At 56.6% G+C, this 26,676-nt stretch carries 20 protein-coding genes, 2 pseudogenes and 1 riboswitch; of the genes and pseudogenes, 19 read left to right on the forward strand and 3 right to left on the reverse strand.

Going from position 1 to position 26,676, the window contains the following annotated elements; genetic code table 11:
• Positions 1–7 precede the first annotated feature (7 nt).
• Entirely contained in the window at positions 8–1,516 is a 1,509-nt protein-coding gene (locus SD70_RS17245) for a spore germination protein (protein WP_041048781.1), read from the reverse strand.
• A 175-nt stretch (positions 1,517–1,691) separates the two neighbouring features.
• Here SD70_RS17245 and SD70_RS17250 point away from each other — a divergent pair, with 175 nt between their 5' ends.
• The 7 genes and pseudogenes from SD70_RS17250 to SD70_RS40420 form a co-directional block, all read left to right on the forward strand.
• Positions 1,692–3,722: a glycoside hydrolase family 15 protein gene (locus tag SD70_RS17250; protein WP_041048782.1), complete on the forward strand. Its 2,031-nt coding sequence runs from the start codon at positions 1,692–1,694 to the stop codon at positions 3,720–3,722.
• The gene (locus tag SD70_RS17255; RefSeq protein ID WP_041048783.1) at positions 3,719–4,918 is read left to right on the forward strand and encodes a glucose 1-dehydrogenase; all 1,200 of its coding nucleotides are present in this window, start codon (positions 3,719–3,721) and stop codon (positions 4,916–4,918) included. Before SD70_RS17250 ends, SD70_RS17255 begins: the two co-directional genes overlap by 4 nt.
• Before the next feature lie 2 nt (positions 4,919–4,920).
• Positions 4,921–5,439 carry a DUF4912 domain-containing protein gene (locus SD70_RS17260; RefSeq protein WP_231571267.1) on the forward strand — a complete coding sequence of 173 codons (519 nt, stop codon included), beginning with the start codon at positions 4,921–4,923 and terminating at the stop codon, positions 5,437–5,439.
• Between the two features lie 20 nt (positions 5,440–5,459).
• Positions 5,460–8,555 (forward strand): 1,4-alpha-glucan branching protein domain-containing protein, encoded by a 3,096-nt coding sequence (locus SD70_RS17265; protein WP_082053444.1) that lies wholly within the window; start codon positions 5,460–5,462, stop codon positions 8,553–8,555.
• The gene (locus SD70_RS38195; protein ID WP_231571274.1) at positions 8,500–8,616 is read left to right on the forward strand and encodes a hypothetical protein; all 117 of its coding nucleotides are present in this window, start codon (positions 8,500–8,502) and stop codon (positions 8,614–8,616) included. The genes SD70_RS17265 and SD70_RS38195 overlap by 56 nt, the downstream gene beginning before the upstream one ends.
• The gene (locus SD70_RS17270) at positions 8,613–8,822 is read left to right on the forward strand and encodes a KTSC domain-containing protein (RefSeq protein WP_052487560.1); all 210 of its coding nucleotides are present in this window, start codon (positions 8,613–8,615) and stop codon (positions 8,820–8,822) included. Before SD70_RS38195 ends, SD70_RS17270 begins: the two co-directional genes overlap by 4 nt.
• Positions 8,823–9,581: 759 nt before the next feature.
• A pseudogene (locus tag SD70_RS40420) lies at positions 9,582–10,600 on the forward strand (glycosyltransferase family 4 protein); the annotation flags it as partial.
• A gap of 731 nt (positions 10,601–11,331) precedes the next feature.
• Here the strand turns inward: SD70_RS40420 and SD70_RS17280 are convergent.
• Positions 11,332–12,651 carry a uracil/xanthine transporter gene (locus SD70_RS17280; protein WP_052487563.1) on the reverse strand — a complete coding sequence of 440 codons (1,320 nt, stop codon included), beginning with the start codon at positions 12,649–12,651 and terminating at the stop codon, positions 11,332–11,334.
• 158 nt (positions 12,652–12,809) lie between these two features.
• Between SD70_RS17280 and SD70_RS17285 the strand changes: the two genes are divergently transcribed.
• The 12 genes and pseudogenes from SD70_RS17285 to SD70_RS17350 all read left to right on the forward strand — a co-directional run bounded on the left by SD70_RS17285 (position 12,810) and on the right by SD70_RS17350 (position 25,955).
• Positions 12,810–13,016, forward strand: coding sequence for a DUF3311 domain-containing protein (locus tag SD70_RS17285; RefSeq protein ID WP_041048786.1), 207 nt, complete (start codon positions 12,810–12,812; stop codon positions 13,014–13,016).
• A 39-nt stretch (positions 13,017–13,055) separates the two neighbouring features.
• On the forward strand, positions 13,056–14,561 hold the full coding sequence (gene mctP / locus SD70_RS17290; protein ID WP_041048787.1) for a monocarboxylate uptake permease MctP: 1,506 nt from the start codon (positions 13,056–13,058) through the stop codon (positions 14,559–14,561).
• A gap of 1,168 nt (positions 14,562–15,729) precedes the next feature.
• On the forward strand, positions 15,730–17,571 hold the full coding sequence (locus tag SD70_RS17305; RefSeq protein WP_041048791.1) for a sigma-54-dependent Fis family transcriptional regulator: 1,842 nt from the start codon (positions 15,730–15,732) through the stop codon (positions 17,569–17,571).
• A gap of 103 nt (positions 17,572–17,674) precedes the next feature.
• Positions 17,675–18,627: pseudogene (locus tag SD70_RS17310) on the forward strand (2-keto-3-deoxygluconate permease).
• Positions 18,628–18,691: 64 nt separating this feature from the next.
• Positions 18,692–20,002 carry a four-carbon acid sugar kinase family protein gene (locus SD70_RS17315; RefSeq protein WP_041048792.1) on the forward strand — a complete coding sequence of 437 codons (1,311 nt, stop codon included), beginning with the start codon at positions 18,692–18,694 and terminating at the stop codon, positions 20,000–20,002.
• Positions 19,999–21,000: a 4-hydroxythreonine-4-phosphate dehydrogenase PdxA gene (gene pdxA / locus SD70_RS17320; RefSeq protein WP_041048794.1), complete on the forward strand. Its 1,002-nt coding sequence runs from the start codon at positions 19,999–20,001 to the stop codon at positions 20,998–21,000. Before SD70_RS17315 ends, pdxA begins: the two co-directional genes overlap by 4 nt.
• Positions 21,001–21,095: 95 nt before the next feature.
• Positions 21,096–22,499: an MFS transporter gene (locus SD70_RS17325; RefSeq protein ID WP_052487564.1), complete on the forward strand. Its 1,404-nt coding sequence runs from the start codon at positions 21,096–21,098 to the stop codon at positions 22,497–22,499.
• Between the two features lie 74 nt (positions 22,500–22,573).
• Positions 22,574–22,740: riboswitch (cyclic di-AMP (ydaO/yuaA leader) on the forward strand.
• A 107-nt stretch (positions 22,741–22,847) separates the two neighbouring features.
• Positions 22,848–23,273 (forward strand): hypothetical protein, encoded by a 426-nt coding sequence (locus SD70_RS17330; RefSeq protein ID WP_041048796.1) that lies wholly within the window; start codon positions 22,848–22,850, stop codon positions 23,271–23,273.
• A 31-nt stretch (positions 23,274–23,304) separates the two neighbouring features.
• Entirely contained in the window at positions 23,305–24,003 is a 699-nt protein-coding gene (locus SD70_RS17335) for a response regulator transcription factor (RefSeq protein WP_052487565.1), read from the forward strand.
• Positions 24,000–24,266, forward strand: a complete 267-nt coding sequence (locus tag SD70_RS17340) for a hypothetical protein (protein WP_041048797.1) — start codon at positions 24,000–24,002, stop codon at positions 24,264–24,266. The genes SD70_RS17335 and SD70_RS17340 overlap by 4 nt, the downstream gene beginning before the upstream one ends.
• On the forward strand, positions 24,263–25,387 hold the full coding sequence (locus SD70_RS17345; RefSeq protein WP_052487566.1) for a sensor histidine kinase: 1,125 nt from the start codon (positions 24,263–24,265) through the stop codon (positions 25,385–25,387). The genes SD70_RS17340 and SD70_RS17345 overlap by 4 nt, the downstream gene beginning before the upstream one ends.
• A gap of 79 nt (positions 25,388–25,466) precedes the next feature.
• Entirely contained in the window at positions 25,467–25,955 is a 489-nt protein-coding gene (locus SD70_RS17350) for a hypothetical protein (RefSeq protein WP_041048798.1), read from the forward strand.
• 266 nt (positions 25,956–26,221) lie between these two features.
• Here the strand turns inward: SD70_RS17350 and SD70_RS17355 are convergent, their stop codons facing one another.
• On the reverse strand, positions 26,222–26,605 hold the full coding sequence (locus SD70_RS17355; protein WP_041048847.1) for a VOC family protein: 384 nt from the start codon (positions 26,603–26,605) through the stop codon (positions 26,222–26,224).
• Positions 26,606–26,676: the final 71 nt, after the last annotated feature.

Raw genomic sequence — 26,676 nt, forward strand, 5'->3', positions numbered from 1 at the left:
CTTATCCCTATCTCCTCATTTTATTTTTCACTTTATTCGGGGGGGCGGCTTGCGTCGGACGTTTCACCAGCAACCCGAAAGGCGCTCTTATGAAAATGTCCCGCCAATCCTCTAATTTGAATGGCGCGACCGGCGTTAAATAAGAGGAGCCCAGGCTCGTTAAGCCGCTCATATGAATGACAATAGCCGCGAGCGCAATCGCGAGTCCGAAATTACCCCACAACCCCGCCAGCAAAATTAACCCGAAACGAATGAGGCGAATCGACGCGCTCATGACGTAGCTGGGAATGACGAAAGAAGCGATGGCCGAAGAAGCGACGGCAATGATCAAAATGTTGCTCGTCAGTCCCGCTTGCACGGCCGCCTGCCCGATGACGATACCGCCGACGATGCCGATCGTTTGTCCGATTTTGGTCGGCAGCCGGGCGCCGGCTTCCCTGAGCAGCTCGATGGTCGTCTCCATGAGCAGCGCCTCGTAAACGGGAGGGAACGGCACTTTGCTTCTGGACTCGGCGATAGTCAGAAGCAAGTTCTCGGGAATCATTTCGTAATGATACGTGGTGACCGAAACGTATAGCGCCGTAAACGTAATCGTGATGCCGAACGCCAAAAACCGCAGCAAACGGGTAGCCGTGCCCAGCATCCAACGCTGGTAATAATCGTCGGAAGACGAAAAAAATTCGAAGAACGAAGTAGGCGCGCTGAACACCGACGGGCTTCCGTCGACAATGCCGACGACCCGACCGGCCGCCAATTTGGAGGCTATGGCATCCGGTCTTTCGGACGTAAGAAACTGCGGGAAAATCGACATCGGGTTGTCGTCAATATACTGAATGAGCATGTTGGAATCGTGAACCGCATCGATTTCGATATTCGTAATTCTCCGTATCGCTTCCCGCACGTACAGCATGTTGGCGATATCCTGAATATATAAAATGTACACGTCCGTTTTGGTCACTTCGCCGACGGATAGCTTGATCACCTTCAGATGGGAGCTTTTGACCCGTTTGCGGATGAGCGACAGGCAGGCCCCTGCTTGCTCGTTAAAAGCGTCATGCGGGCCGGTAATGACCGTTTCCGACTCGGAAGTCGATACTTGTCGCTCTTTTGGGCCGGATACGTTGACAAGATAAGTGTCCGCACCGTTAAAAATGGCGACTTGCCCGGACAATATTCCTTCGATCAGCTCTTTCGAATCGGCAGCGGGCCAAAACTGCGTTTGCCTGAGCAGCATATGCACTTCGTCGGCGCGGATATGCAAAATCGGGTTTAATACGTCCTGAGCCAGCTGGTGGTTGTCGACCAGATGCCCGAAGTAAAGGACATCGACCCCAATCTCGGGATAAGCCCGGTGCGTCAGGTCCATACAGTCTTGAAATTCGTACAGCGTATGGACCAGCGTCGGCTTGACGCCGGGTACATTTTCCGGTTCATATGCCATATCGGACTGCCCGGCGTTCGCCGCATCAGCGGGTTTCTTTAGCATTCCTTGCAGTATCGTTCGGAAGATGTTCATACGCCACGCCCTATACCCGGTCTAAATAGTTACTGTTTCCAGTCTGCTTATTATGCGTCCGGTTTAAACGTCGCGCGGCTCCGTTGCCAAGACAGTGCCAGCCGCGCCAAGTTTGCATGTTTGTGGCTTGTTTGGGGCAAATTACTCAAAGTCGCAAAATAAGGAGGGACCGGGCGTGGCAAGAGACTTTCCTATTAGCAACGGGAACGTTTTGATCAATTTCGATCTCACGTACAACATCAGAGATATTTATTATCCGCGCATCGGGATGGAAAATCATGCGCTCGATCATTTGTCGCATTTTGGCGTATGGTGTCCGGAAGGGTTTTGCTGGATTGACGACCGCGACATGATCAAGGATGCGTCCTATTGGGAAGACTCGCTGGTCACGAATGTGGCTTGCCGTCACGACCGGTTCGGACTGCGCATGCAAATCCAGGACGGCATCGATGCGGAAGACAACGTCATGATCCGCAAAGTGAAAGTGCGGAACGGTTTCGACCGCGAGCGGACGGTCAAGCTGTACTTCCATCTGGATCTGCATATTTACGGCACGGCGATCGGAGATACGGTGTTTTACGATCCGGATATCAACTCTCTCGTGTTTTATAAAGGCCACCGCTACATGTCGTTGTCGTGCTGCGCCGCCGGCCAAGCGGGGTCGGCGCCAAGCAGCTACGCTACCGGGCAGAAAGAAATTCACGGGCTGGAGGGGACGTGGCGGGACGCGCAGGACGGGCAGCTCGGCCGCTACCCGATCTCGCAAGGGTCTGTGGACGGCACGATCGAGCTGGAGCTGAAAGTGCCGGCAAACGGCGAAAGCGAAGGCTGGTTCTGGGTGTGCTTCGGCACGAGGCTGGACGAAATTTACGCCATGGAACGGCGAATCCGCGCGGCGACGCCGCAAGCCCGCTTGCAGCGCACCGGCGAATACTGGGCCGAGTGGGTCCGCAAGGACAAGCACGAGCTGAACCGGCTGTCTCCGGAAATCGCCGCCTGCTACAAGAGGAGCCTGCTCTTGATCCGCACCAACATGGACAATGGCGGCGCGATTATCGCAGCCAACGATTCGGACATTTTGAAATTCAACAAAGACACGTATTCGTACATGTGGCCGCGGGACGGAGCGCTCATTTCCCATGCGCTCGACCGGGCCGGCTACCACGATTTGACGAGGCGTTTTTTTGATTTTTGCAAGGCTGCGCTCTCGAAGGAAGGGTGTTTGCTGCACAAATACAATGCGGACGGCTCGCTCGGCTCCAGCTGGCATCCGTGGGTGAACGCCGAAGGGCAGAAGCAGCTTCCGATCCAGGAAGACGAGACCGCGCTCGTGCTGTACACGCTGTGGCACCATCATGTGCAGGCGAATACGCTGCCCGATTCGGCCGACGACTATGAGCGGCTCGTCCGGCCGGCGGCCGATTTTGTGGCGGGTTACATGGACGAGTCCGGCTTGCCGCTGCCATCCTACGATTTGTGGGAAGAAAGGCACGGCGTGTTTTCGTTCACGGTGGCCAGCGTCTATGCGGGGCTTCTGGCGGCAGGCAATTTTGCCGAATACCACGGCGATCCGCAGCGGGCGAGCCATTACCGCGACCGGGCCGCCCTGGTGCAAAAAGCGGCGCAGACGCACTTGTATTCGGACAAAGAGGGGCGATTCGGGCGCGGTCTCATTTGGAACGCGGAAAAAAAGACGTACGAGCTCGACGCGTCCGTCGACGCTTGCCTGTATGCGCTGTTCGATTTCGGGCTTATCGCCGCGGACGACCCCCGCATGGTGCGGACGATGGATGAGGTGAAGCGCCGGCTGTGGGTGCAAACCGATATCGGCGGGCTCGCCCGCTACGAAAACGACTTCTATCATCAAGTCAGCAAAGATATCGGCAAAGTGCCCGGCAATCCATGGTTTATTTGCACGCTCTGGTATGCGGAATGGCTTATCGACAAGGCTAAGTCCGAGCAGGAGCTGGCGGAGCCCGAATCGCTCATCCGCTGGGCCGTTACGCACGCGCTGAAGTCCGGGGTGATGGCGGAGCAAATTAACCCGTACACGGCCGACCCGCTTTCGGTTTCGCCGCTCACCTGGTCCCACGCCACCTTCATTAAAGTCGTGCAGGAATATTTGTCCAAGCTGAAAAGCTTTGCCGCCGAGCCGCGCAAGAAAGAGGACATGAGCGAGCAGAAAGTATTGGAGGAAGTGCGATGAAAGCCGTTCGGGTGCTGAACGTCCAGTCCGAGCCGAAAATTGCCGTCGTCGACGTGCCGGAGCCGGAGCGGCGCTGGCCGGGCGACGTGAAGGTACGCGTGCTCTGCATCGGTCTCGACGGGACGGACAAAGAGATTTTGACCGAGCATTACGGTATGCCGCCGCAAGGCGAGACGGATTTGACGAACGGGCACGAATCGCTCGGCGTCGTCGTGGAGGCGGACGAGGCAGCGGCTCTCGCCCCCGGCGACCTGGTCACTGCGCTCGTGCGCCGGCCGTGCAGCGATCCGGCTTGCGTGAATTGCCGCAACGAGCGGGCCGATTACTGCGAATCGGGCCAATATACCGAGCGCGGCATTAAGGGGAGACACGGCTACTTGTCCGAATTTTACGTGGAGGATGCCCGCTACTTGGTGAAAGTGCCGCCTTCCTGCCTCGCTTACGGCATGCTGGCGGAACCGCAAAGCATCGTGGAAAAAGTGTGGGATCAGGTGCAGCACATTCAGCAGCGGCTCGTCTGGGAGCCCCGCACCGCGCTCGTGCTCGGTTCCGGGCCGCTCGGCCTGCTGGCGGCATGGACGTGCCGCTGTCTCGGGCTCGACACGTACGTTTGGTCGAAGCCGCCTGAGACGAGTTTGTCCGCCGAGCTCGTACGCGCCGCCGGGGCGCAGTACAAGCAGGCGGGAGGAGGCAGCGCAACGGACGGGGCGGGCGGATCGGGCTCGGCTGCCGGCGGCGGATCGACTGGCTTGAAAGATTACGCGGCTCAGCTCGGCGGGAAAATCGACCTGATCTTCGAGTGCACGGGCTACAGCCCGCTCGCGTTCGAAGCGATCGACGCGCTCGGCCCGAACGGCGTGCTGGCGCTGCTCGGGGTGACGGCCGGAGAACGCAAGCTGGAAATCCCGTCCGACCGGTTGAACGAGGAAATCGTGCTGGAAAACAAATGCATTATCGGTTCCGTCAACGCCTCGCGCAAAAATTTCGAAACGGGCCTTTACCGGCTGCAGCAAATGGAAGAGAAGTTCCCGGGGCTGCTGGCGCGAATGGTGACGAACCGGCTCACGATGGATCAGCTGCCCGGCATCGATTTCGGCGGCATCGAGATCAAAGCCGTCGTCGACATCGTTCCTCCGGTCCAGTGGGGACAGCTCGTGAGCGAAGCGGCCGGTGCCGCCTACAGCTTTTCGGTGTGACAATGGAGGGATTCGCCATAAACGCTGCAATGCTGTCGGGTTTTCAGCCACCCGACTTGTATCACAAAGACTTGCTTCATCTGATGGTGCGGGACGCCCATTCCCTATATGCCTATTGGGAAGTGAGCAACCGGAAAAAATGGCTCGCCTCGCAGCATTTCAAATGCGACTGGGGCGTTTTACCGAAGGTGCTCAGGCTCTACGACGTCACTTATCTTCATTTTAACGGACATAATGCCAATTCCTCCCGCGACATCGAGCTGACTCCCGAGGCGAACAATTGGTACATCCACGGCGTGAACGCCAATGCGACTTATGCCGCCGACTTGGGCGTGTATACGTGGGAAAGACAGTTCGTGCCTTTGATTCGATCGAATTTCGTGCATACGCCGCGCGATGCGAAGTACGGTTGGGGGGAGCCGGCCTTGGAGATCGTTGCCGAAGCCGGAGAGAGAGAAGGCGACGGCTATATCCCGCCGTATTATTTTGAAAATTTCCGGGCGTTCAAGGCTGGCCGGTAGCGGGAGAAAGCGAGGGAGATATGCTCAAACAGTGGAAACCGAAGCCCCAGTTGAAAGGATACGTAGCTCTGGTGCTGCATGCGCACCTTCCTTACGTCCGCCATTGCGACCGGGATGACTATTTGGAGGAGCGCTGGTTTTACGAAGCGATGACGGATACGTATTTGCCGCTCATCGAGGCGATGGACCGGCTGCTGAACGACGGCGTCGATTTTCGCTTAACGATATCCGTAACGCCGACATTGCTCGCGATGTTCAGCGATCCGCTTATGCAGCAAAGATATTTGGCGCACCTGGACAAGCTGATCCGGCTGGCGGAGAGCGAGCGGCAGCGGCTGTGGGGCGACGGCCGGCTATACCCGGTCGCAGCTATGTACGCCGAGCGCTTCCGCGTGCTGAGAGCGATTTATTTGGCATGCGGCAGCAACATCATCGCCAAGCTGAAGCAATTTCAGGATTTAGGCAAAATCGAGATTATCACTTCCGCCGCCACGCATGCCTTTCTTCCGCTCGTGAAAACGGAGGAAGCGATCAGAGCCCAGCTGGCGACCGGCATCCGCGAGTACGAGCGCCATTTCGGCCTGAGGCCGCGCGGCATGTGGCTGCCCGAGTGCGGGATCACGCCCGGTATCGACCGGATGCTCGGCATGCTCGGCATCGAGTATTGCATTGCCGACGCCTCGGCCATCGAATGTGCGGCGGAGACCGCGGAAGGCGATCTGTACGCCCCGGTGAGGTCGCCGTACGGAGTGACCGTGTTTCCGCGGGACATGCGGTCGGCGGAGCAAGTATGGAGCGCCAGCGAAGGTTACCCCGGCCATTTCGATTATCGGGAATATTATCGCGATATCGGCTGGGATCTCGGCTGGCACGACCGCGAGGAATGGGAGTACATCCGCCCGTACTTGCTGCCGAACGGGGACCGGGTCAACACGGGCCTCAAATATTTCCGGATTACCGGGCACGGCCTCCATCAGGAGCCGTACAACCCCGAGTGGGCGCGGAGAGCCGCCGCCGAGCATGCGGGGCATTTTATTTACAGCTGCCGCAAACACGCCGAACAGTGGCGTTTGCCGCCGGGCAGGAAGCCGGTCATCGTCGCGCCTTACGATGCCGAGCTGTTCGGGCACTGGTGGTATGAAGGGCCGATGTGGATCGAGCTCCTGTGCCGCAAAATGTATCACGATCAGAAGCATTTGCGGCTCATCGCGCTGTCCGAATATTTGGACGCGGAGCCGCCCGCCGAACCGGGTCTCGTGAACGAATCGAGCTGGGGGCGGGGTCACTCGGCGGAAGTATGGCTGCAGGGCGCGAACGACTGGATATACCGCCATCTGCACCAGGCGGAAGAACGCATGATTCGCCTTGCCGGCCGTTATGGCGACCCGGTTAGCCGCTCCGGTATGCCGTCCTCGCTGCAGGAGCGGGCGCTGAACCAGGCGGCGCGCGAGCTGATGCTGGCGCAAAGCAGCGACTGGGCCTTCATTATGGACAGCAAGACGGTCGTAGATTACGCCTGCACCCGAATGAAAGACCATCTCGGCCGCTTTCATCTGCTATGCGACATGGCGGAGCAAGCCCGGATCGACGAGGCGCTGCTCGCGGAGCTGGAGCGGATGGACAACTGTTTTCCCGAGATCCGTTATTCGGACTATATACCTGTACATGCCGGCTCGCCGGTTTCGATTATTCCGGACAGGCAGCGGTGGCTGCGCGTTTTGGAGCAAACCGCGGACAGGCCGAACACGTTCATGCTGGCTTGGGAATACCCGCCCAAATATGTAGGTGGTCTCTCCCGCGCCGTGGCGAATTTGTCCGAAGCGCTCGCCGCGCGCGGGGAAATCGTGCACGTCGTTACTACCGAGCACGAAGACGCTCCCTCGTTCGAAGTGAGAAACGGAGTGTACGTTCACCGGCTGCCGGTTTTATGCTCAGGGGATACCGACTTCTACCACTGGACGTTTGAAATGAATGTGGCTATCGTCGATCATCTCGTCCGTTGGAAAGAAGCCGGCGGACGCATCGACCTTTTGCATGCGCACGATTGGATGGTGTTCCATGCCGCGAGGGAAATCAAGCATAGTTACGGCATTCCGCTGGCGGCTACCATCCATGCGACCGAATGGGGGCGGAACCAGGGCAAGCTCCACGGCGACTTGCAGCGCAGCATTCACGAGCTCGAGTGGCAGCTTACGTACGAAGCCGGCAGGGTGTTCGTCTGCAGCGGCTATATGAAAGAGGAGCTGCAGCGCATTTTTCAATTGCCGGAGCATAAAATCGATATTTTCCCGAACGGGGTCCATTTGCCGGAGGAGCCGCCGGACCCGGACGTATCCCGGCACGAGATCAAAAGCTCGTGGTTTTCCCCGGAAGACCGCATCGTGCTCTTCGTCGGACGGCTCGTGTACGAGAAAGGCGTGCAGCTTCTGATCGAGGCGCTGCCTGGCATTTTGGCCGAAGTGCCGCGGGCGAAGCTCGTCATCGCCGGGACGGGGCCGATGCAGGAAGAGCTGCAGCGGCAGGCCGGGCATTTGGGGGACCGGGTCGTCTTCTGGGGCTACGTCGACGACGACATCAAGGCCCGGCTGTATCAGGCCGCGGACGTGTGCGCTTTCCCCAGCTTGTACGAACCGTTCGGCATCGTCGCGCTGGAAGCGATGAGCTTCCGCAGGCCGGTCGTCGTCGCCGATACCGGCGGTTTTGCGGAAATTGTCCGGCACGGAACCGACGGCTACAAGGCGCTGCCCGGCCACGTCGAATCGCTACGCTGGCACGTGACGGACTTGCTGCATCGGCCTGAGCTCGGGCGGCAAATGGCGGACCGCGCTTACGATAAGCTGCTGGCGGAGTATAACTGGAACACGATCGCCGCAGGCATGCAGGAGGCGTATGCGAAGCTTGCGCCTGACCGCAGCGCGGCTGCGGCAGCTGCGAGGGAAGGCGTTGCGCCGGGCGTCGCCCTCACCCGCGATCCGTCATCCGACGAAAGGAGCGGGCGCATGGACAGCGGCCATTCTCGCCGGCGGCAAAGGGATGCGGCTGTTCCCTTTAACCTGCCGCCTGCCGAAGCCGAGGGTGACTTTGCCGAACCGCCCTTGCATGGAGTCTATCATTGAACTTTTACGCGGTCGGTACTGGAATGGAATGATATGCAACCTAAGGAGGCGTGCCGAATGAACATGATTCCGCTCGAATCAAAGCAGATTACGCATGTGACGTATGACGAGGAAACCGCGCGCATCGTCGCCCATTATTATAACGGGGAAGTACGCGAGTTTCCCTCCGTCTCGAAAGAGGAGTACGACTCCCTTCTGGCGGCTTCGAACAAATACGATCACTTTATGCATATAGTCAGCGGGCCGGCTGGAGAAAGCGCAGAGTGACCGCAGGTGACAGCGACAGACCTTGCTTCCGATGCTCCAGACGCTCCCGTGGAGGAAGACCGGATCGCGGCGGCCATCCGCCCCGGATTGATCGTCTTCGTATCGTGGTCGGTTTCCGCGCGAACGCAGTCGATCGTGTGCGCCTATTGCCGGGCCGCTTGGGAGTGCATGCCGAAAGTGCTGCGCCTGTACAGTGCAAAGGGAAAGGCGTACCGGGATTTCCCGTTGCCGTTTTCCATAACGGGGGCCGCTGCGGATAACGTGAAGGCGGGCGCAGCAGCCGTGGCTGGGGGAGAAAGGCGTTCCTGCTCGCTTGGTCCGCTGCAGCCGGGATGCACTTATGTAGCGGTATACGGGATCGTCACGGCAGGCCGCCAATTCGTGCCGATTGTGCATTCCGCGCCGTTTCGTCTAAGCGGGAGCCGCGTGTGGCCTCGCTATAGCCGGACAAAGTCCATCGTCCGCTGGCTGCCGTTCAAGCCTTGCGAAACCGAGCCGGAACAAGCCGTCCGGCAGCGCGCCGCATCCGGCGAGTACAAGACGGACTACCCGTATTTCTCAGCTTATACAGTCTATGCGCTTCCCCGCTCCGCGCCGGAGGCAAGCGGCGGGCAGGCTGCCGGCCGCATTACGCTGAGCGCGCCCGCTTTAAGCCCCGAAGCGTTCGAGCGCCCGCCCGAGTGGAGCCGGAGCAAGCGTCTGCTCCTCCCGGCCAAAGCGTCCCCTGAAGGGCAGGCACAGGGGCGGCTGACGGTTTTGATGCTTACTTGGGAGTACGCGCCGTGCGCAAGCGGGCAGGCGAGAGCCGTTTCGGGGCTGGCGCGGCATTTGGCGATGCTGGGCCACGCGGTTCACGTCGTTACCCGCAAGCTTCCGGGCTCAGCCGCTTATGAAGAAGCCGGGGATGTGCACGTTCACCGCGTCGGATTGCCCGTTTCCTCCGAGTGTTTTGGGTTTGCGGACTGGGTGCTGGCCGTCAACGTCGGCCTGGCCCGCCGTGCCGCCCAATTGCTCCAGTATGGGATCGTGCCGGATGTGCTCCATGCCCATGACGGGCTCGTACATCCCGCTGCGGCGGAGCTGTCCCGCTCTGCCGGCTTGCCGCTGGCGGTGACGATGCATTCGACGGAAATCGGCCGCCGCCGGGGTCAGTTGCCTTCCGAGCTGCACAGCGGCATATTGCGGCAGGAGCGCCAGCTGTGCGCCGACGCGCAGCGCATTATCGTTTGCAGCCGGGCGATGGCAAGCGAGCTGCGCTGCCATTTTCACGTGCCGGCCGACAAGATGGCATTCATTCCGAACGGCATCGATCCGGCCGCACGATCGGAGGATCGGGATGATCGGGCCCATGTACGGGAAAACCTCATAGTCTATATAGGCAGACTCGTGTACGAGAAAGGAGTGCATGTGCTCATCGAGGCGATGCAGCACATTTTGCACTGCGTTCCTGATGCACGGCTTATTGTAGCCGGGACAGGGCCTTTCCGGGAAAAGCTGGAGCGGCAAGCGGCGCCTTACGGAGAGGGCATCCGGTTTGCCGGCCGTGTGAAGGAGAAGGAGCGGGAGAAGCTTCTTGCGCGTGCTGGGGTGTGCGTCGTACCAACCTGTACGAACCGTTCGGCATCGTCGCTCTCGAAGCGATGAGGGAGGGGGCGCCGCTTGTCGTTTCGCAGACCGGAGGGCTCGGGGAGCTGGTAGAACACGGGGACACCGGCTACACCGTCCCGCCCGGCGATGCTGCGGCGCTGGCCGGCTATGTCGTTAAGCAGCTGACAAATCGCGACGCCGCCAAGCGAATGGCACAATCCGCCCAAAAGCGGCTCGCCCGCTACGACAGCCGCGTCATCGCGCGCGAAACTTTAGAGCAGTATCGCCGCTTGCTGCAGGACGGGAACGGGAACGATTCTGCTTGTTTTGGCTAGCCGGTTACAAGGAATAGAATCTCCTTATGTGGCATCTGAATGGCGGCTGGCGCGTGCGACGGATCGATTTTGCAACTGTATCATTAAAATGTTTTCTAGGGTTCCGCAGCAGCCGCCGGACTGATCTGCGAGAAAACTCGCAACTTCGGTTGCGCACACTTCTTTACGATGGTCAGCGTCCCGCTCCTGTACGGGTCGACGGTGGGGAAAAGGCACGTCAAAAAAATGGATGCGTGGACAAGGACGAAATTGACAAAGCATAGCTCCCGCGGCCCGTAAACTCGAGTGCCCCACGGCCTAATCGCCATGGGGCACCTCGAGTTTATTGAACTAAACGAAGAAAGTACGGCTAATAATTACAAGCAGGATGAAGAGTACGAGAATAACCCCTGTGCTCGTGAACATGCCAGCTCCATAGCCTGCGCAAGAGCAGCCCAAGCCACCCATATATGCCATACCGTGAACCTCCCCTCGGGAAAGAAGTTGGTTGCACTTCTATGGTATGTAGACAAAATCCCGGCTGCTTGGACGTATGGTGGAATTTATCGTAATTTACCATGCCAGTAGCGCTCTCGGATGGCCGGATTTCAACGGGCCGGGGTGCCGCCGCCCTCTTCGTCGCTCCAACGAAATGCATTGTTGATCACGACCGAAAGCAGGATGCCGATCAGCAGCCCGTTGGCAAGCAGCGGCCTGACGAGTACGGGAAGCGAGGCGAAAGCGGCCGGAGGCATGATCATGATGCATAATCCGGTCATTAGCGGAACCGCGATACGGTATATCGACTGGTAAGAAAATCGGATGCCTTCGAGCTGCTGCAGCGCGGATCCGAACAGCTGCATATAGGCGACGAACAGAACCGCGTCCCCGACGCTCACCGGCATAGTAGAGAAAAACCGGCTGAGCGGAGGGACGAAGCCTAATGCCATGAACAGCAGCGCTCCCCATATGAAAGGCGCCCTGTCCAAAATGCGCGTCGAGCGCAGAAAGCCGATGGATGACGTGTAAGGAGCGTATGGAACGAGCCCAAGCAAACCGGAAACGACGGCCAATATACTGGACCAGAAAAAAGAGAAGGCGTAGCGGAATTCCGGGACTTGGCGCTCAAATAACGGCTCAGCCGCTTTAATGCTGGAAATCGTATTCGTCGTATTCAGAAAGCCGGTGAGGACGCAAGTCACCATAATGCCAATATTGAACGCCGGCTTCCCGAGCGGAAACCATTCGATGAAGTGAAAGCCGCCTGCAGCGGCACCTGTTTTGCCGGGAAACAGCAGGGCGTGAGCGGCCCAGCCCGCGCTGATGCCGATTAAAATGGCAAATTGGCTCACTTTGCCCTTCCCCTTCAGGAGCAGCCACATAACCAGAACGATAACAGCGAGCGACAAGATAGACGTGCCGATATCGACGGTCCCTCCTTGCGACCATCCGACCATTCCTTTGAAGAAGGTCGCTGACAGCTGGCATGCGAGCAAAAACAAGTACGTCCCCATCACAACTGGCGAAAACCATTGGCGCAAGATGCGCCCAAGTCCGAGAAAGCCTAATACGGCCATAAGCACGCCCGATACGATGATGCCAACCGCCAGCTCCCCGCCCAGCTGGGCGGCGCTTTCGCCGGATGCCCCTGCTGCGGAAGCCAAAATGAGCATAACTCCCCACCATAAGCCCGACTGCCCTTCCATGAGAGGTAAACGATGCCCCCACAAAGCTTGAAGGAGACAAGCGGCCCCCGTGATAATAAAGGATCGTTCCACCAAGGCGCTAACGTTGGCGGCAGGGAGCCCGAACGCCTCCCCGATGGAAATCGGAATCACTACCGTATTCGCAAACATGAACAGCAGCCACTGAACGCCGCCTATGAAATGTCCAGCCTGAAATATGGTGCCGATGCGCAAATTTGTCATGCAGTTCCCTCGTCTCGTCGTGTTGTTTCGGCTATTGCTCATTATGTGCAATTATAGCCGGCAGCGCAAGGCGAATATTTTCATTGACGAAAACGCTTTCTTGTGCAAAAATGTTCACGGAATGTTCACATCTTACTGCAGGGAAAGGAGCTCATGCTATGACGAGTCCAAGCAAAAAAGCAAGCAGGCTCTGGTACATTCTATTGCTTATCCCGTTTATTGCGACGCTATGGCCGCCGTTTTATGCGGGGAACGAGCCGAGGCTGGCGGGGATTCCTTATTTTTACTGGTACCAATTTCTGTGGGTCATTATCAGCGCTATACTGACCGCAATCGTTTATTTCGCTACTAAATCCAAGACATGACGCATCCATGATGATGACTCGGATGAAAGGGGCAGACTGATGAACTGGACAGCGCTTACCGTTTTCTTGTTGTTCTTTTTATTTGTGACGATTCTCGGCTTCGTATCGGCCAATTGGCGCAAGGGCAATCTTGAGCTGCTGGACGAATGGGGACTTGGCGGCAGACGGTTCGGAACGATCGTGACCTGGTTTTTGCTTGGCGGGGACTTGTATACCGCATACACTTTTATCGCTGTACCTGCATCGATGTACGGCAAAGGGGCGATCGGGTTTTTCGCCGTGCCCTATACCATCATCATCTATCCGTTCGTGTTCGTTGTAATGCCGAAGCTTTGGTCTGTGGCCAAAAAACACGGTTACGTGACCGCATCGGATTTTGTGCGCGGACGGTACGGCAGCAGCTCGCTGGCGCTGGCCGTCGCCATCACCGGCATTCTCGCCACGATGCCGTACATCGCCCTGCAACTGGTCGGCATGCAGGCGGTTTTGGAAGCTATGGGGCTTACGGGCAGCGGGCTTGCCGGCGATCTGCCTCTCATTATCGCGTTCGCGGTTCTCGCCATTTACACGTACAACAGCGGACTTCGGGCGCCGGCGGCAATTGCCATCGTCAAAGATCTCATGATCTATATTACGATCATTGTAGCCATCATCTATATTCCGTATAAGCTCGGCGGATTCGGGCCTATCTTCGATGCTGCCGCTGCCAAACATAAAGCTGCGGTCGTATTAGGCGCCAAAGCGTACGCGCCTTATGCGACGCTTGCGCTTGGGTCTGCCCTCGCTTTATTCTTATACCCGCACTCGCTCACCGGTATTTTCAGCTCCAGCAGCCGCGAGGTCATTAAGCGCAACTCGGCGCTCTTGCCCGCTTATTCGTTCGTTCTGGGCATCATCGCGCTGCTCGGTTTCATGGCCATTGCTGCGGGTGTCAACGTAACGAACGGCAACGATGCCGTACCCCAGCTCTTCCTGAGGATGTTCCCCGACTGGTTCTCCGGCTTCGGCTTCGCCGCGATCGGAATCGGGGCCCTGGTGCCGGCGGCGATCATGTCCATTGCCGCAGCGAACCTGTTTACGAGAAATATTTACAAGGAATATATCAATAAAACCTGCACCGAGAAGCAGGAATCGAATGTGGCCAAGTGGTTCTCCTTGCTCGTGAAAATCGGAGCTTTGGCGTTCATCATTTTGATCAACAAGCAGGATGCGATCAATTTGCAGCTGCTCGGCGGCATTTGGATTTTGCAGACGCTGCCGGCTGTCGTTATCGGGCTGTACACCAATTGGTTGAACCGTTGGGCTTTGTTGATCGGCTGGTTCGTCGCGATGGTGTGGGGTACGTATATGGCGGCTTCCACCAGCTTCGGCAACCAGTACAAACTTCCTTTCGGACTCGGCGCCGGCACGACCATTTACTCCGGACTGTACGCGCTGATCGTCAATATCGTCGTCGCCGTGGTGCTGACCGTTATTTTCCGCGTGGTTGGACTCAAGAACGGCAAAGACGAAACGGCCGAGCAAGATTACGTGTTCGAAGGGTAAGCAAAACCGAAGCAGACTGCCGCGGGCTTGTGCTCCGGCAGTCTGTTTGTTTTGTCGGCAATGCGGCAGGCGTCTCGCCGCCGGCTTAACGTCAAGGCGTTAAGCCGGAGCTGTAACGGAGGGCAATGCGGCGGGCGACTCGCGGTCGCTTAACGCCGGTGGACGCGTGCCTCATCGAGGGCGCCGTAAGCCGATACGGTGTCTACGGATACGTTGCCCATATTCATCCGGCAGTTCTCTTTAGGGTATAAGTCGCTTGCTCTTCATCATCCTGCGTTATTGCTCGCGGCAGCACTGCATAGAGACCAAATTCTCTATGCAGAGACTGTAGGGGCGCTCTATTGGAACAAGAGGCGTATAACCCTGGTTAGGGCCCCAAAATTCGCATGCAGCGAATTTTGTACGCTATTCATGGAACTTTCGGGCGCTGAACGTATTTTCTCGTAAAATCGGCCTTGAAAAGAGTCACTGGAGTCGCAATATAGAGAAAATATTCTTTATTGCAAGTTTCGGGCGGTTCGGAAGGGGCGTTATCGCCCTATTTTGGATCTTTCTTAATAGGATAGCGAGGCGCAAAACCTTGTCCCCTCCCGGCCCCGAACAGGAATTGCGCCGAAAGGCGGGGCTGGAAACGCGATCGTCCATTAGGACGGCGTCAGCCGGCTCCTCTTTCGCGAATGCATTCACTTTGTCTCCACAGCCCCGCACTTTCACAGCCTCGCATCCTCACAGCCCCGCACCTTCACAGCCTCGCATCCTCACAGCCCCACAGCCCCACAGCCTGACAGCCTGACAGCCCAACATCGATCAATTCCTCGCAATCGCACCCGCCACAGCTTCGCAGCCCGGCACCTCCACAGCCCCGCATCTCCACAGCACTCGCTACCCCCAATCGCACCACCATCCCGAAACCGCAACGGCCATTTAGGCCTCTGCGAGCGCGTAATGGCTCACGACGGCACGTACAAGAGCCGCTAGCGCCTTATCTACCCGTGCCGCTACCTTGCTTTGATGGATCGACGAAGTCTCCAGACGCCGTATCTCGCCAAACGACCGCATGGCCACTGCATACATAGACCCGGTCCCGAAGAGTTTGGACATACCGGCCATATGTATTATAATTTTAACAAAGTGTTTCATTATGAAACAAACAACGAGGTGCACAAACATGAAAATTAACGTATTGGCGATAGCTCCCTATATCGGATTGCGAGATCTGCTAATGGAGATGGTGCGGGAAGAAACAGCGATTCGCATGGATGTGGAAGTGGCGGATTTGCAGGAAGCGCTGCCGCTCGTACAGCTTGCCGAAGAGCGCGGCTACAACATGGTCGTCAGCCGCGGCGGGACGGCGAGCCTGATTCGGCAGCATACGAGCCTTCCGGTCGTAGATATCCCTGTATCCGGTTACGATATATTGCGCGTGTTAACGCTCGTCAGGAAAACAAACTCCAAAGTAGCCATTATCGGTTTCCCCAACATCTGTAAAGCGGTCTCGGAAGTGTCGAGCCTGCTGGAGTTCGACATCCCTACCTTTTCCATCGGGGACCCGGCGGAAGTGAAGGGTGCGCTGGAGCAAGCTTTTCAATCCGACGTGAAAATTGTTCTGGGCGACGTCGTCACGGTGCGTGCCGCGCAGGAGATGGGCTATCACGGGATCCTGATTACGTCCGGCCGGGAATCGGTAAGCGATATGTTCCGGGAAGTGCGAAGAGTGTTCGACGTGTACAGGCAAGGGCAAGCGAAAGTGGAGTTTTATCGGGAAATGATGGATAGCGACTCGAGGGCTATTTTTGCTTTGGATCGGCACAAGAATGTGATGTATCTTAATCATGCGGCCGGCAACATGATAGGCGGAAAAACGGAAGACGACGTCAGCGGCAAAGGGATCCAGCTGTTTTTCCCCATCCTGTACAAGCTGATTCAACAATTGGAGGAAACGCCGGATGCCAAAGACCTGCAGCAATTTCTCCATGTGAACGACCGGCAGTATAAAGCGAGCGTCATGGCGCGCGGAAACGCATCGCATTTCCATTATTTGGTCAGCCTCGACTCCGTTGAAAGATGGAGAAATGAGCGAAGATTCGCGGCCTACATTCCGTCAAGGCTGGTCACCTTCAATCAGTTGGTCGGGTCGAGCTCCGTCCTGAAGAAAACGATATCCCGATCGTTGAAATACGCCGAGACCGACCGCAATGTGTGGATTTCGGGAGAGAAAGGGACCGGCAAGTCGGCGTTTGCCCAAGCGATTCATTCCGCGAGCAAACGGCATGGCCAAGGATTTTATATGATTCCGTGCGGGGAAATAGCGGAGCAGGAACTGGATGCACTGCTCAAGGGGACGGCGGAAGAGCTCGCGCTGCCGGAAACGGGCTTCGCAGGGACGATTTATTTGAACAATGCGGACAGGCTGGACCGGGCGTCGCAGGACAAGTGGCTCAAAGTGATCAGGCAGTATAAAAGCATACGCTTTCTGGCATCTTCTTCGACCACGTTGAATCGGCTGAAGAGCAGGGCAGATTATAACCAAGATCTCATTGCCGCGCTGAGCGAGCTGCATATTACGGTTCCGCCGCTAAGAGAACGCATGGAGGATCTGGATGAAATCATAAGGGTGAGCATTGCGTCCTATAACTCGCAATCGGGCAAGCAAATCGTAGGTTTCCGCGATGCGGCGATGGATGAATTGATGCAATATCATTGGACGGGCAATTTGCGCGAGCTGGAAAACGCCGTTCATGAAATGCTCATCCTAACCAAAGGCAATTATGTCGAGCACAAAGATGCAGCGCTGGTGCTTCAGCGATACAAGCAATCGGCGGATTTGCATGCGGCGGCGGCTTTCGCGCCGATAGATCTAAGGGGATCTCTGGAGGAAATTGAACGGCGAATCATCATGCATGTGCTTCAGGAGGAAGGTATGAATCAGTCCAAGACATGCAAAAGGTTAGGCATCAACCGCACGACATTGTGGAGAAAAATGAACAAAACGTTGAATAATGAAACATAATATCAATTGATGTTAAGGTCGCCACTCTTTATAATGAGATGCGTAGCGCTTACAAATTCAATAACATGTTTCAAAAATAAACAACAACTAGGAGGCGCATGTTGTGAAGATTAAGGCGACCATAGAACGGATTCCTGGCGGTATGATGATCATCCCGCTGCTCGTAGGGGCGATTGTGAACACCTTGTTCCCGACGATTCCGAAAACTTTCGGTTCGTTTACCGGAGCCTGATGACCGGCGCGCTGCCCATGCTGGCTGTGTTTTACGTATGCATGGGGGCAACGATCGATTTCAAAGCAACACCGTATATTTTGAAAAAGGGCGGCGCCCTTCTGATCACCAAAATCCTTGTCGCCGTGCTCGTAGGTTTCATCGCCGGCAAGTTTCTGGGTAACGGCATGGTTGAAGGCGGCATGTTTGCCGGGTTGTCCGTGCTTGCTATTGTAGCCGCGATGAACGACACCAACGGCGGACTGTATATGGCGCTGATGGGGCAGTTCGGCAAAAAAGAGGACGTTGGCGCTTATTCGATCATGAGCTTGGAATCGGGACCTTTCTTGACCATGGTGACGCTCGGCGTCACCGGATTGGCAGCATTTCCGTGGCAAACGTTGGTGGGGGCCATCCTTCCCCTGATCATCGGCATGATCCTTGGCAACTTGGATCGGGAGCTGCGCGAGTTTTTGGCGAAAGCGGTTCCGGTGCTTGTTCCGTTCTTCGCCTTCGCCCTCGGGGCCGGATTGAATTTGGGCAACGTGTGGAAGGCCGGCGTGCTCGGAATACTGCTGGGCGTAGCGGTTGTTGTGATCACGGGCTTGGCCTTGATGGCGACGGACCGGCTAACCGGAGGGAACGGTGTAGCGGGCCTGGCCGCGGCAACTACGGCGGGTAACGCGGCGGGCGTTCCGGCAGCCGTAGCGGCAGCGAACGCGGTATATGCTCCGGTTGTACCGTCAGCCACCGCACTGGTTGCATCCTGCGTCATTGTAACGGCGATTCTGGCTCCAATCGTTACCGCTTGGTGGGCCAAGCGGCGAGGCATTACAGCAAACTAAAACTGGAGACCCATCAGTCCCGGGCCGACCGGGACTTCTCCTTTTTATACCAGGAGGCAATAAAGTGCAGCAGATATCCATTATTGCAGACGATTTGACGGGCGCATCGGACTCCGGGGTCCAATTTGCCAGAAGCGGCTTGAAGACGCAGGTCATTTTCGATTGGACGTCGATCCCGGACGAAGATAACGATTTGGATGTCATTGTCATTGATATCGACAGCCGCTCCATCGCCGGAGAGATGGCTTACGAACGGGCGAAAAGCGCGGCGCTCGCGTTAAAGAACAAAGGCTTTGCCCGGATTTATAAAAAAATGGACTCCACGCTGAGAGGGAACATCGGACAGGAAATTAGCGGCGTTATGGACGCGTTCGGGTTTGAGGCGGCTTTTATCGCGCCTGCTTTTCCGAGAATCGGCCGCACGACCGTGAACGGGATCCATTATTTGAACGGCACCCCTGTTCACGAAACGGAAATGGCAAAAGATCCGAAAACTCCGGTGCCGGATTCGGACATCGCGCGTATTCTCCGCGGTCAATCTGGAAAAGAATGTACCAATATTCGCTTATCCTTGCTTCAAGAAGGCGTAGAGGCGGTGTGCCGTTCTATTCAGGAAGCCATGCAGACGGGGACCCGGTTGTTCGTTTTCGATGCGGAAACCGACGGTGACCTTGAACTGATTGCCGCGCTAGTCCGAACGTTCGGCACGCGGGTTCTCTGGGCAGGGTCTGCGGGCTTGGCGGAGTTTGTGCTAACGATGAGACAACCGAAGAAAACCGAGTATCGCCACACGAAGCCGCCCGTCCAAGGGCCGGTCATGTTGGTCGCGGGCAGCATATCGCAAATTACGCGCGAGCAAGTAGCGGAGGTGGGCCGGCAGGCGAACGTGACTGCTGTAGAGATGGACCCGCTCGCTGCCATCGGTTCTTCCGGGGAGAGAGAGCAAGAAATCGAACGCTGCCTGGCTGAAGTAAGGGCCGCCCTGACCGAAGGGGCGGATGTTTCCTTGCACGCCGGCTCTTCGCCGGAGCAAGTCAGAGCGGCGAGAGAAAAGGGTGGGGCACTGGGCCTGGAGCCTTCAGCCGTATCCAACCGGATCGCAGACACGTTGGGGGCGATCGCCAGCAAGGCTGTTACCGCTGTGCCGGTCAAAGGGCTTGTGTTGACAGGCGGCGATACGGCCAAGGCCGTGTGCAAGTACTTGGGAGTGCACGGCATTGAACTGCTAAGCGAAGTGGAGCCCGGTATTCCATACGGAACGCTGCTTGGCGGGGCCCGTTTGGCAACGGTGACCAAAGCGGGCGCTTTTGGCAACAACATGTCTTTATGGCGGGCGATGCAATTCATTCATAATCAGATGGGAGAGCGGCAATGATGACGAAACCGGTCATTGGCATAACGATGGGAGACGGAGCGGGCGTTGGCCCTGAAATTATTATGAAGGCGCTCGGGGATAAGTCTGTCTACGATGGCTGCCGTCCTTTCGTCATAGGCGATGCGCTAATATTGGAGCGGGCCGGACGCGTAGTCCGCAGCGAATTGCAGGTTCGCTCGATATCGTCCTTGACGGAGGCGAAGTATGAGTTTGGCACCGTCGACTGTTTGGATCTGAAGCTGCTCCCCGCCGATCTCCCGTTCGGCCAAGTGTCGGCCGAAGCGGGACACGCGGCTTTCATGTACTTGAAGCAAGCGATCGAGCTGGCGAATGAAGGGCAGATCGATGCCATTTGCACGGCGCCCTTGAACAAAGAGGCTCTGCATAAAGGGGGCCATATTTATCCCGGCCATACCGAAATTTTGGCTGAACTGACAGGAACGAAAGATTTTGCCATGATGCTCTCGGCGCCTAAGCTGAAGGTCATTCATGTGACCACTCACGTAGGCATTATCGACGCTGTCAGTATGATTAACCCGCAGCGCGTATACAACGTGATCCGCATGGCTCATGAAACGCTGCAAAAGGCGGGCTATGCGAACCCGCGAATTGCCGTGTGCGGCATAAACCCGCATGCGGGAGAAAACGGCTTGTTCGGATACGGGGAAGAGGAGGAGAAAATCGTCCCGGCAGTAGAGCGTGCCAAGCAAGAAGGCATGCAGGTTCAGGGACCTCTTCCGGCCGATACACTCTTTTTCCGTACGACACGAGGAGACTTCGATATTGTGGTCGCCATGTATCACGATCAAGGGCACGGTCCCGTCAAAGTGCTCGGGCTGGAAGCGGGGGTCAATATCACCGTAGGTTTGCCGATCATTCGCACCAGCGTCGATCACGGAACGGCGTTCGATATTGCCGGCAAAGGGATTGCCGACGAGCAGAGCATCAAGGAGGCGCTGAAGCAGGCGATCGAATTGGCGCCGAAACGTGACATGTAAAGGAAGGCAACATAGCAATCGATGAGAAATCGCCGCATATGGTGCATGCTATAATCGGGAGGTGAACAAAACAAAGAGGAAGGAAGCATAGAGAAATGAACATTGTGGAGAGTAATGCCAATCCTGTAGCGGGAAGTCCCGGCATCAAGAAAAGCGTGCTGTGGATTTACTATGTCATCTTTTTTGCCGTGTTGAACGAATCGGTGTTCAACGTATCCACGCCGAGCATTGCCCAACAGTTCGGGCTTGACGCCTCCGGCGTAAGCTGGGTCGTGACCATCTTTTTTATCCTTTTCGGCATCGGCATGGTCGTGTTCGGCAAGCTTTCCGACATATATGCTGTCAGGAAGCTGATCACGATCGGCATCGTCCTTTACAGCCTGGGATCTGCACTCGGCTTCGTTTTGCAAGCGTGGTACCCCGCCGTCATAGTAGCCAGGGCGTTGCAAGGAGTCGGCGGTTCCGCCATCCCGGCGCTTGTCTTCGTTATGGTCGCCCGCTTTTTTACGGCGGAAGAGCGGGGGAAAATGTTTGGCGTCATCACGTCGACTGCTTCGTTCGCGGTCGGAATCGGCCCCGTGTTCGGCGGATATGTCGCGGGCTCGCTGCACTGGGCATATTTGTTTCTCATTCCGCTACCCGTGCTTGTAGCCGTTCCTTTTTTTCGAAAGTATTTGCCGAACGAGGAGCGCAAGGCGGGCAATCTTGATTTGATCGGGACAGTGCTGCTGGGTGTTGTCGTGTCATTGGTTGTCTTGTTTACGACGGAAGGGAGCTGGATTTATTTGCTCGCCGCCTTCGCGGCTCTCCTTCTGTTTATCGTGAGAATCCGCAGCGCGAAGGAGCCGTTCGTCGATCCGGGCCTGTTCTCCAACCCGCTGTACCGTACCGGGCTCATCATCGGTTTTCTCATTTTCGGCACCGTCATGTCCGTCATGTTTGTAATCCCGCTCATGTTGAGCAAAATGTACGGCTTGTCTACGGAAAATATCGGGCTCGTCATGTTCCCCGGAGCGATCAGCGCGGTCATCTTCGGCAGAGTGGCCGGCAATATGACGGTGAAGCGCGGCAGCCATTTTGTCGTGTATCTGGGATTGGCCTTGATCTCGCTTAGCTTGTTGGTGCAATCATCATCAATAGGCATGTGGGTATGGTATATCGGGGTCGCCCTGATCATGATGTACATCGGATTTTCGTTCGTGCAGACGGCATTGACGGAAAGCGTAACGCAAATATTGCCTTCCCACCAAATCGGCGTCGGCATGGGGTTCTTTAATATGACCTCGACGATTTCGGGGGCGGTTGTGACGGCATTGGTCGCCAAAGCGTTGGAACAGCGGCTGTTCGCCTTCCCGCTTCACCCTCTCCTGTCGGAAGCGCGCGCTTACTTGTACGGCAATCTCATTCTGTTCCTGTGCGTGGTCGTCGTGGCGAGCGCGCTCCTGTATTGGATGTCGTTCGGCAGAAAAGTGCCGCGGCCGGCGAACGAGCCGGTATAAACGCCGAAAGACAGGCCTGTGCGCCAGCTGGCGGCGCTTTACAAACCGGCTGCAGGGGCGTAATATACAGGATAAGATTGAATTCGCTGAGTCCCGCTTCGCGGCGGGAACGGGGGAACCAAAGGGCTGCGGCGTCCATCGCTTCGGCTCCAGGGGTGAATCCCGGCCGGTAACGGCCGGGTAGGGCGACTCTCACGTCCGAATCCGGCAGCTAACCTCGTAAGCGTCATACTGGAGAGGCAACAACATCGTATATGTAACACTGTGTTTCACTGTGTGCATGGAAGCTGCGAGAAGAGTTCCTCTTCGGACAGCTTCTTTTTGTTGTCTCCACAAGGAGGAGAAACGATGTCCGATAACGAAGCTGCGCGAAACCGGCCGTACATGTTAGTATCCGCTCCGAATCAAGCCGGGCTGCAATTCATTGCCGAGCTCAGGCGCAAAGGAATCGATTACTACGCGCTCGTCAACAACAATTCCGGAAAAACGCGTTTGGAAGCGATGGGCGTGAGCCGTATCATTACGGTCGACACGGCGGATGAGAAAAGCTGGACGCCGCCGGCAGTTCCGATAGGGGACATTTATTTGTTCGAGGACAGCTTCAACTTGAGCTGCCGTTATTTGCAAATTTGCCGGCCTTGGACGGACAAGAACATCTACGTCGTAACCCGGAGGGAGTATTCGCGGCTCACGTATAGAGCGCTTGGCGCGAACCGGCTCATTCATATCCACAATAACGATATTGCGTTTCTTTTAGACGATTTGCAGCGGTGAGTAAGCTATAATAGTGGCAGGAGGGGGTATCGTGGACAAGCTGCTCGTAGTGGATGACGACCCGAATATTGTGCGCATCACCAAGCTCTATTTGGAGAAAAAGGGCTATAAAGTGGATACGGCTTCAGACGGAATGGCGGCCTGCGCCTTAGCGGAGAAGGAGCGCTACAACCTCATTGTGCTGGATGTGATGCTGCCCGGCATGGACGGCTGGAACGTATGCAGAACGATCAGGCGCACCTCCGACGTGCCGATCATTATGCTGACCGCGAGAGGGGAAGTCCAGGACCGGATCGAGGGTCTTCAGCTGGGCGCGGACGATTATATGGTCAAGCCGTTCGATCCGAACGAACTGGTTGTCCGCGTCGATACCGTCCTGCGCCGCATGAGGCATACCGCACTGCCGCAAAAAGCGGCGGCGGACAAAGTTTACAGCTTCGGCAACCTGGAAGTCCGAACGTCGGCCGGCACCGTGTTCGTAGGCGGCCTTCCCGTTGCGCTGAACCGTAAAGAATACGAGATGCTGCTTATTTTCGTACAGCATGCCAACCGCATCTTTACCCGCGAAGATTTGATCGCTTTAATTTGGGGACCGGATTACGAAGGGGAAGACCGCGTCGTGGACGTCAACATACGCCGGCTGCGCGCCAAATTGGGCGATGCCTCGCAAGGCTGGCAAATTATCACCGTATGGGGGCTCGGTTATAAATTCGAGGTGGCTTCCCCGTGAACACCGTTTTCCGCAAATGGCTGACGGTGTACTTGGCACTCCTGATCGTGACGGTCGCCAGCGTGTCGCTGCTGATCGGGTATTTCCTGGAACGGGACGTCTACCAGCAAAACAGGCGAATTTTGGAAAATTACGCCGCGCACGTGGATGAGACGTTCCGGCTATACCGCCAAGGAGCGTACTCGTCCCAGGAGCTGACCAAGGAACTGAAGGGTCTGGAAAATGCCGCGGACGTACGGGTTAGCATCATCGGCAAAAAATGAATTATATGAAAGGCGATCTGCTCAATTTCGGCGAGCAGCCGGCGATCAACCGCTGGGTCAAGCAAGTGCAGGACGGCCGCGAGATGAACCTGATCGCCCCGTTCCAGGAAAACGACGAGGAACGGATGCTCATCGTCGGATTTCCGCTCCGGTACGGGAAGGTAATTGAGGCAGCGGCGTTCGTGTATACGCCCGTCAGCAACATTCAGAGTTTGACCGGACGGATCGACCGCATCCTGGTGCTCGTCTCGCTCGGTATTACGGTGCCGGTTGGCTTCATTCTTTTTTTCGTATCCCGGCGGTTCGTTCGTCCGTTCAAGGATATGAGGCAGGCGGCGGCCTCCATTGCGGAAGGCAATTTCAGCGAGCGCGTGTTGTATAAGGAGAATGACGAATTGGGCGATCTGGCGAGCTCGTTTAACGGCATGGCGGAGAAGCTGGAGCGGGTCGAAACAAGCCGGAGACAGTTCATCTCGGAAATTTCCCACGAGCTTAGAACCCCTTTGACGACCGTTCGCGCTTCGTTGCAAGGGCTGGCTGACGGCATTTTGTCGGAGGAAGAAGAGCGGGAATTCACGCAGATCGCCTTGAAGGAAACGCGCCGGATGAGCCAGCTGATCGAGGATCTTCTGCAGCTGTCCGCCTTCGAGGAAAGCCACGTCCAGCTGAACAAGGAGCGGACCGATCTTGCCGCCTTAGTCCGCGAGACGGTTCAGCAAATGCGCTCCAGGTTCGACGAGAAAACGATGGAGGTGCGCACGGATGTTGCGGGCGGCGCGTTCGCGGATGTCGATCCGGACCGGATTCGCCAAGTGCTGCTCAATTTGCTGGACAACGCCGTCAAGCACAATCCGCCCGGGACGAAGGTTTGCGTGACGCTCGCGGATCGTGCGGACGCGTGGCACATCGCCGTCTGCGACAACGGGCCGGGCGTTCCCGCAGACGTAGCGGACAAGCTGTTCGACCGCCTGTACAAAGCCGATTCGAGCCGGCATACGCAGGGCGCGGGCCTCGGTCTCACGATCGCCAAATATATCGTCGAAGCGCATGGCGGGACCATTTCGGTGGAGTCGGAAATCGGAGAGGGCACTTGTTTTCGCGTGACGCTGCCTTCGAGCTGAAATATTTTTGCAACAAGTGCGCATTACGATGTCCATGCAGGGTGGAAGCGCCCAATATCGCCAAAAGGTGGAGAAGCACATGAACAAAAAATGGATCGGCGGACTTGCCGCTGCCGCCATGCTGTTTGCCGCCGTACCGGCTTATGCGGCGGGGACGCACGGCTCCCCGGCTGCCGCCAGCAGATCAGCCAAGCAAGAGAAGCAAGCCGCGCAGCTGAAGTATTGGCAGGGGCGGGCGCAAAAGCTCGGCATCGCCATAGACGGCAAGACCGTAAGCGAGCTAAAGAAAGAAATTCACGCGGCGCTGCAGCAGAAAAAAGCGGCGCAACAGCAAAAAATAACGGCGCAGCTGCAAAAGAGAGCGGCGCAGCTCGGCATCGATACCGCGGGAAAAACGAATCAGCAGCTTCGCGACGCGATCAAGCAAGCGTTGCAGGCGAAAGCGACAGCCAGGCTGCACAAAATCGCCGCCAAGCTGCACATTAACACCGACGGCAAGACGAACGCGCAGCTTCGCGAGGAAATCAAAGCCGCCTACGCGGCAAAAAAGCAAGCGAAACAAAGTTGAAACGAGGCAAACTCCTACCGGCACTGCAGGCCGGCGGGAGTTTTATTTTTTTGGCCAAGTTATCATTGGTTGTTGAGTTCTGAGCAATAGAAAAAACGCCCAAACATCAGGCGTTTCATTCTGAGCTATCGTCTTCCATTACTTTAAACAACTTATATCGCCTTGGTGTGTAGCTTGTTAAATTCAAAACCTGCCATGGCCATCATCTGAAATATCGGTTGCTTCAACTCCTTTTTTCTTTTAAGCACCGAAATTTCGTCATCAAGTTACTTCTGCACAATCTGAATAAGGTTGCCGCATGTATCGTCGAAGACAGCTATTGTGAGCTCGCCCATTTTTGTCGGCTCCATAGTAAAATTCACGCCGGTTTCCAATAATCGTTTGTACTCTTTATTAATATCTGCAACGCCAAACATTGTTGCTGGGATGCCATCGGCAAATATTTTCTTTTGATACTCTTTGGCGGCAGGATGGTCATTCGGTTCGAGTAAAAGCTCGGTACCGTCCTGCTCATCGGGAGAAACAAGCGTTATCCACCTGAATTCTCCGACGGGAACGTCATGCTTTTTTACAAAGCCGAGCGTTTCCGTATAAAACTCCAATGCCTTGTCTTGATCTTGAACGAATATACTGGCAACAATGATTTTCATCATGTCTTCCCTCCTTTGATATTTGCGGCGTTGGTGTTCTGCTAACAATCTGGCTCTAATCAGAAAAACCC

Origin of the sequence: Gordoniibacillus kamchatkensis (assembly GCF_000829455.1) — a bacterium.
In the GTDB taxonomy this organism is placed as follows: domain Bacteria; phylum Bacillota; class Bacilli; order Paenibacillales; family NBRC-103111; genus Gordoniibacillus; species Gordoniibacillus kamchatkensis.

Bases quoted from the DNA above. Each gene is read 5' to 3' on its own strand.
- SD70_RS17245 (WP_041048781.1), bottom strand. From the start codon at position 1,516: ATGAACATCTTCCGAACGATACTGCAAGGAATGCTAAAGAAACCCGCT.
- SD70_RS17255 (WP_041048783.1), top strand. From the start codon at position 3,719: ATGAAAGCCGTTCGGGTGCTGAACGTCCAGTCCGAGCCGAAAATTGCC.
- SD70_RS17260 (WP_231571267.1), top strand. From the start codon at position 4,921: ATGGAGGGATTCGCCATAAACGCTGCAATGCTGTCGGGTTTTCAGCCA.
- SD70_RS17265 (WP_082053444.1), top strand. From the start codon at position 5,460: ATGCTCAAACAGTGGAAACCGAAGCCCCAGTTGAAAGGATACGTAGCT.
- SD70_RS17270 (WP_052487560.1), top strand. From the start codon at position 8,613: ATGAACATGATTCCGCTCGAATCAAAGCAGATTACGCATGTGACGTAT.
- SD70_RS17280 (WP_052487563.1), bottom strand. From the start codon at position 12,651: ATGACAAATTTGCGCATCGGCACCATATTTCAGGCTGGACATTTCATA.
- SD70_RS17285 (WP_041048786.1), top strand. From the start codon at position 12,810: ATGACGAGTCCAAGCAAAAAAGCAAGCAGGCTCTGGTACATTCTATTG.
- mctP (WP_041048787.1), top strand. From the start codon at position 13,056: ATGAACTGGACAGCGCTTACCGTTTTCTTGTTGTTCTTTTTATTTGTG.
- SD70_RS17305 (WP_041048791.1), top strand. From the start codon at position 15,730: ATGAAAATTAACGTATTGGCGATAGCTCCCTATATCGGATTGCGAGAT.
- pdxA (WP_041048794.1), top strand. From the start codon at position 19,999: ATGATGACGAAACCGGTCATTGGCATAACGATGGGAGACGGAGCGGGC.
- SD70_RS17325 (WP_052487564.1), top strand. From the start codon at position 21,096: ATGAACATTGTGGAGAGTAATGCCAATCCTGTAGCGGGAAGTCCCGGC.
- SD70_RS17330 (WP_041048796.1), top strand. From the start codon at position 22,848: ATGTCCGATAACGAAGCTGCGCGAAACCGGCCGTACATGTTAGTATCC.
- SD70_RS17345 (WP_052487566.1), top strand. From the start codon at position 24,263: ATGAATTATATGAAAGGCGATCTGCTCAATTTCGGCGAGCAGCCGGCG.
- SD70_RS17350 (WP_041048798.1), top strand. From the start codon at position 25,467: ATGAACAAAAAATGGATCGGCGGACTTGCCGCTGCCGCCATGCTGTTT.
- SD70_RS17355 (WP_041048847.1), bottom strand. From the start codon at position 26,605: ATGAAAATCATTGTTGCCAGTATATTCGTTCAAGATCAAGACAAGGCA.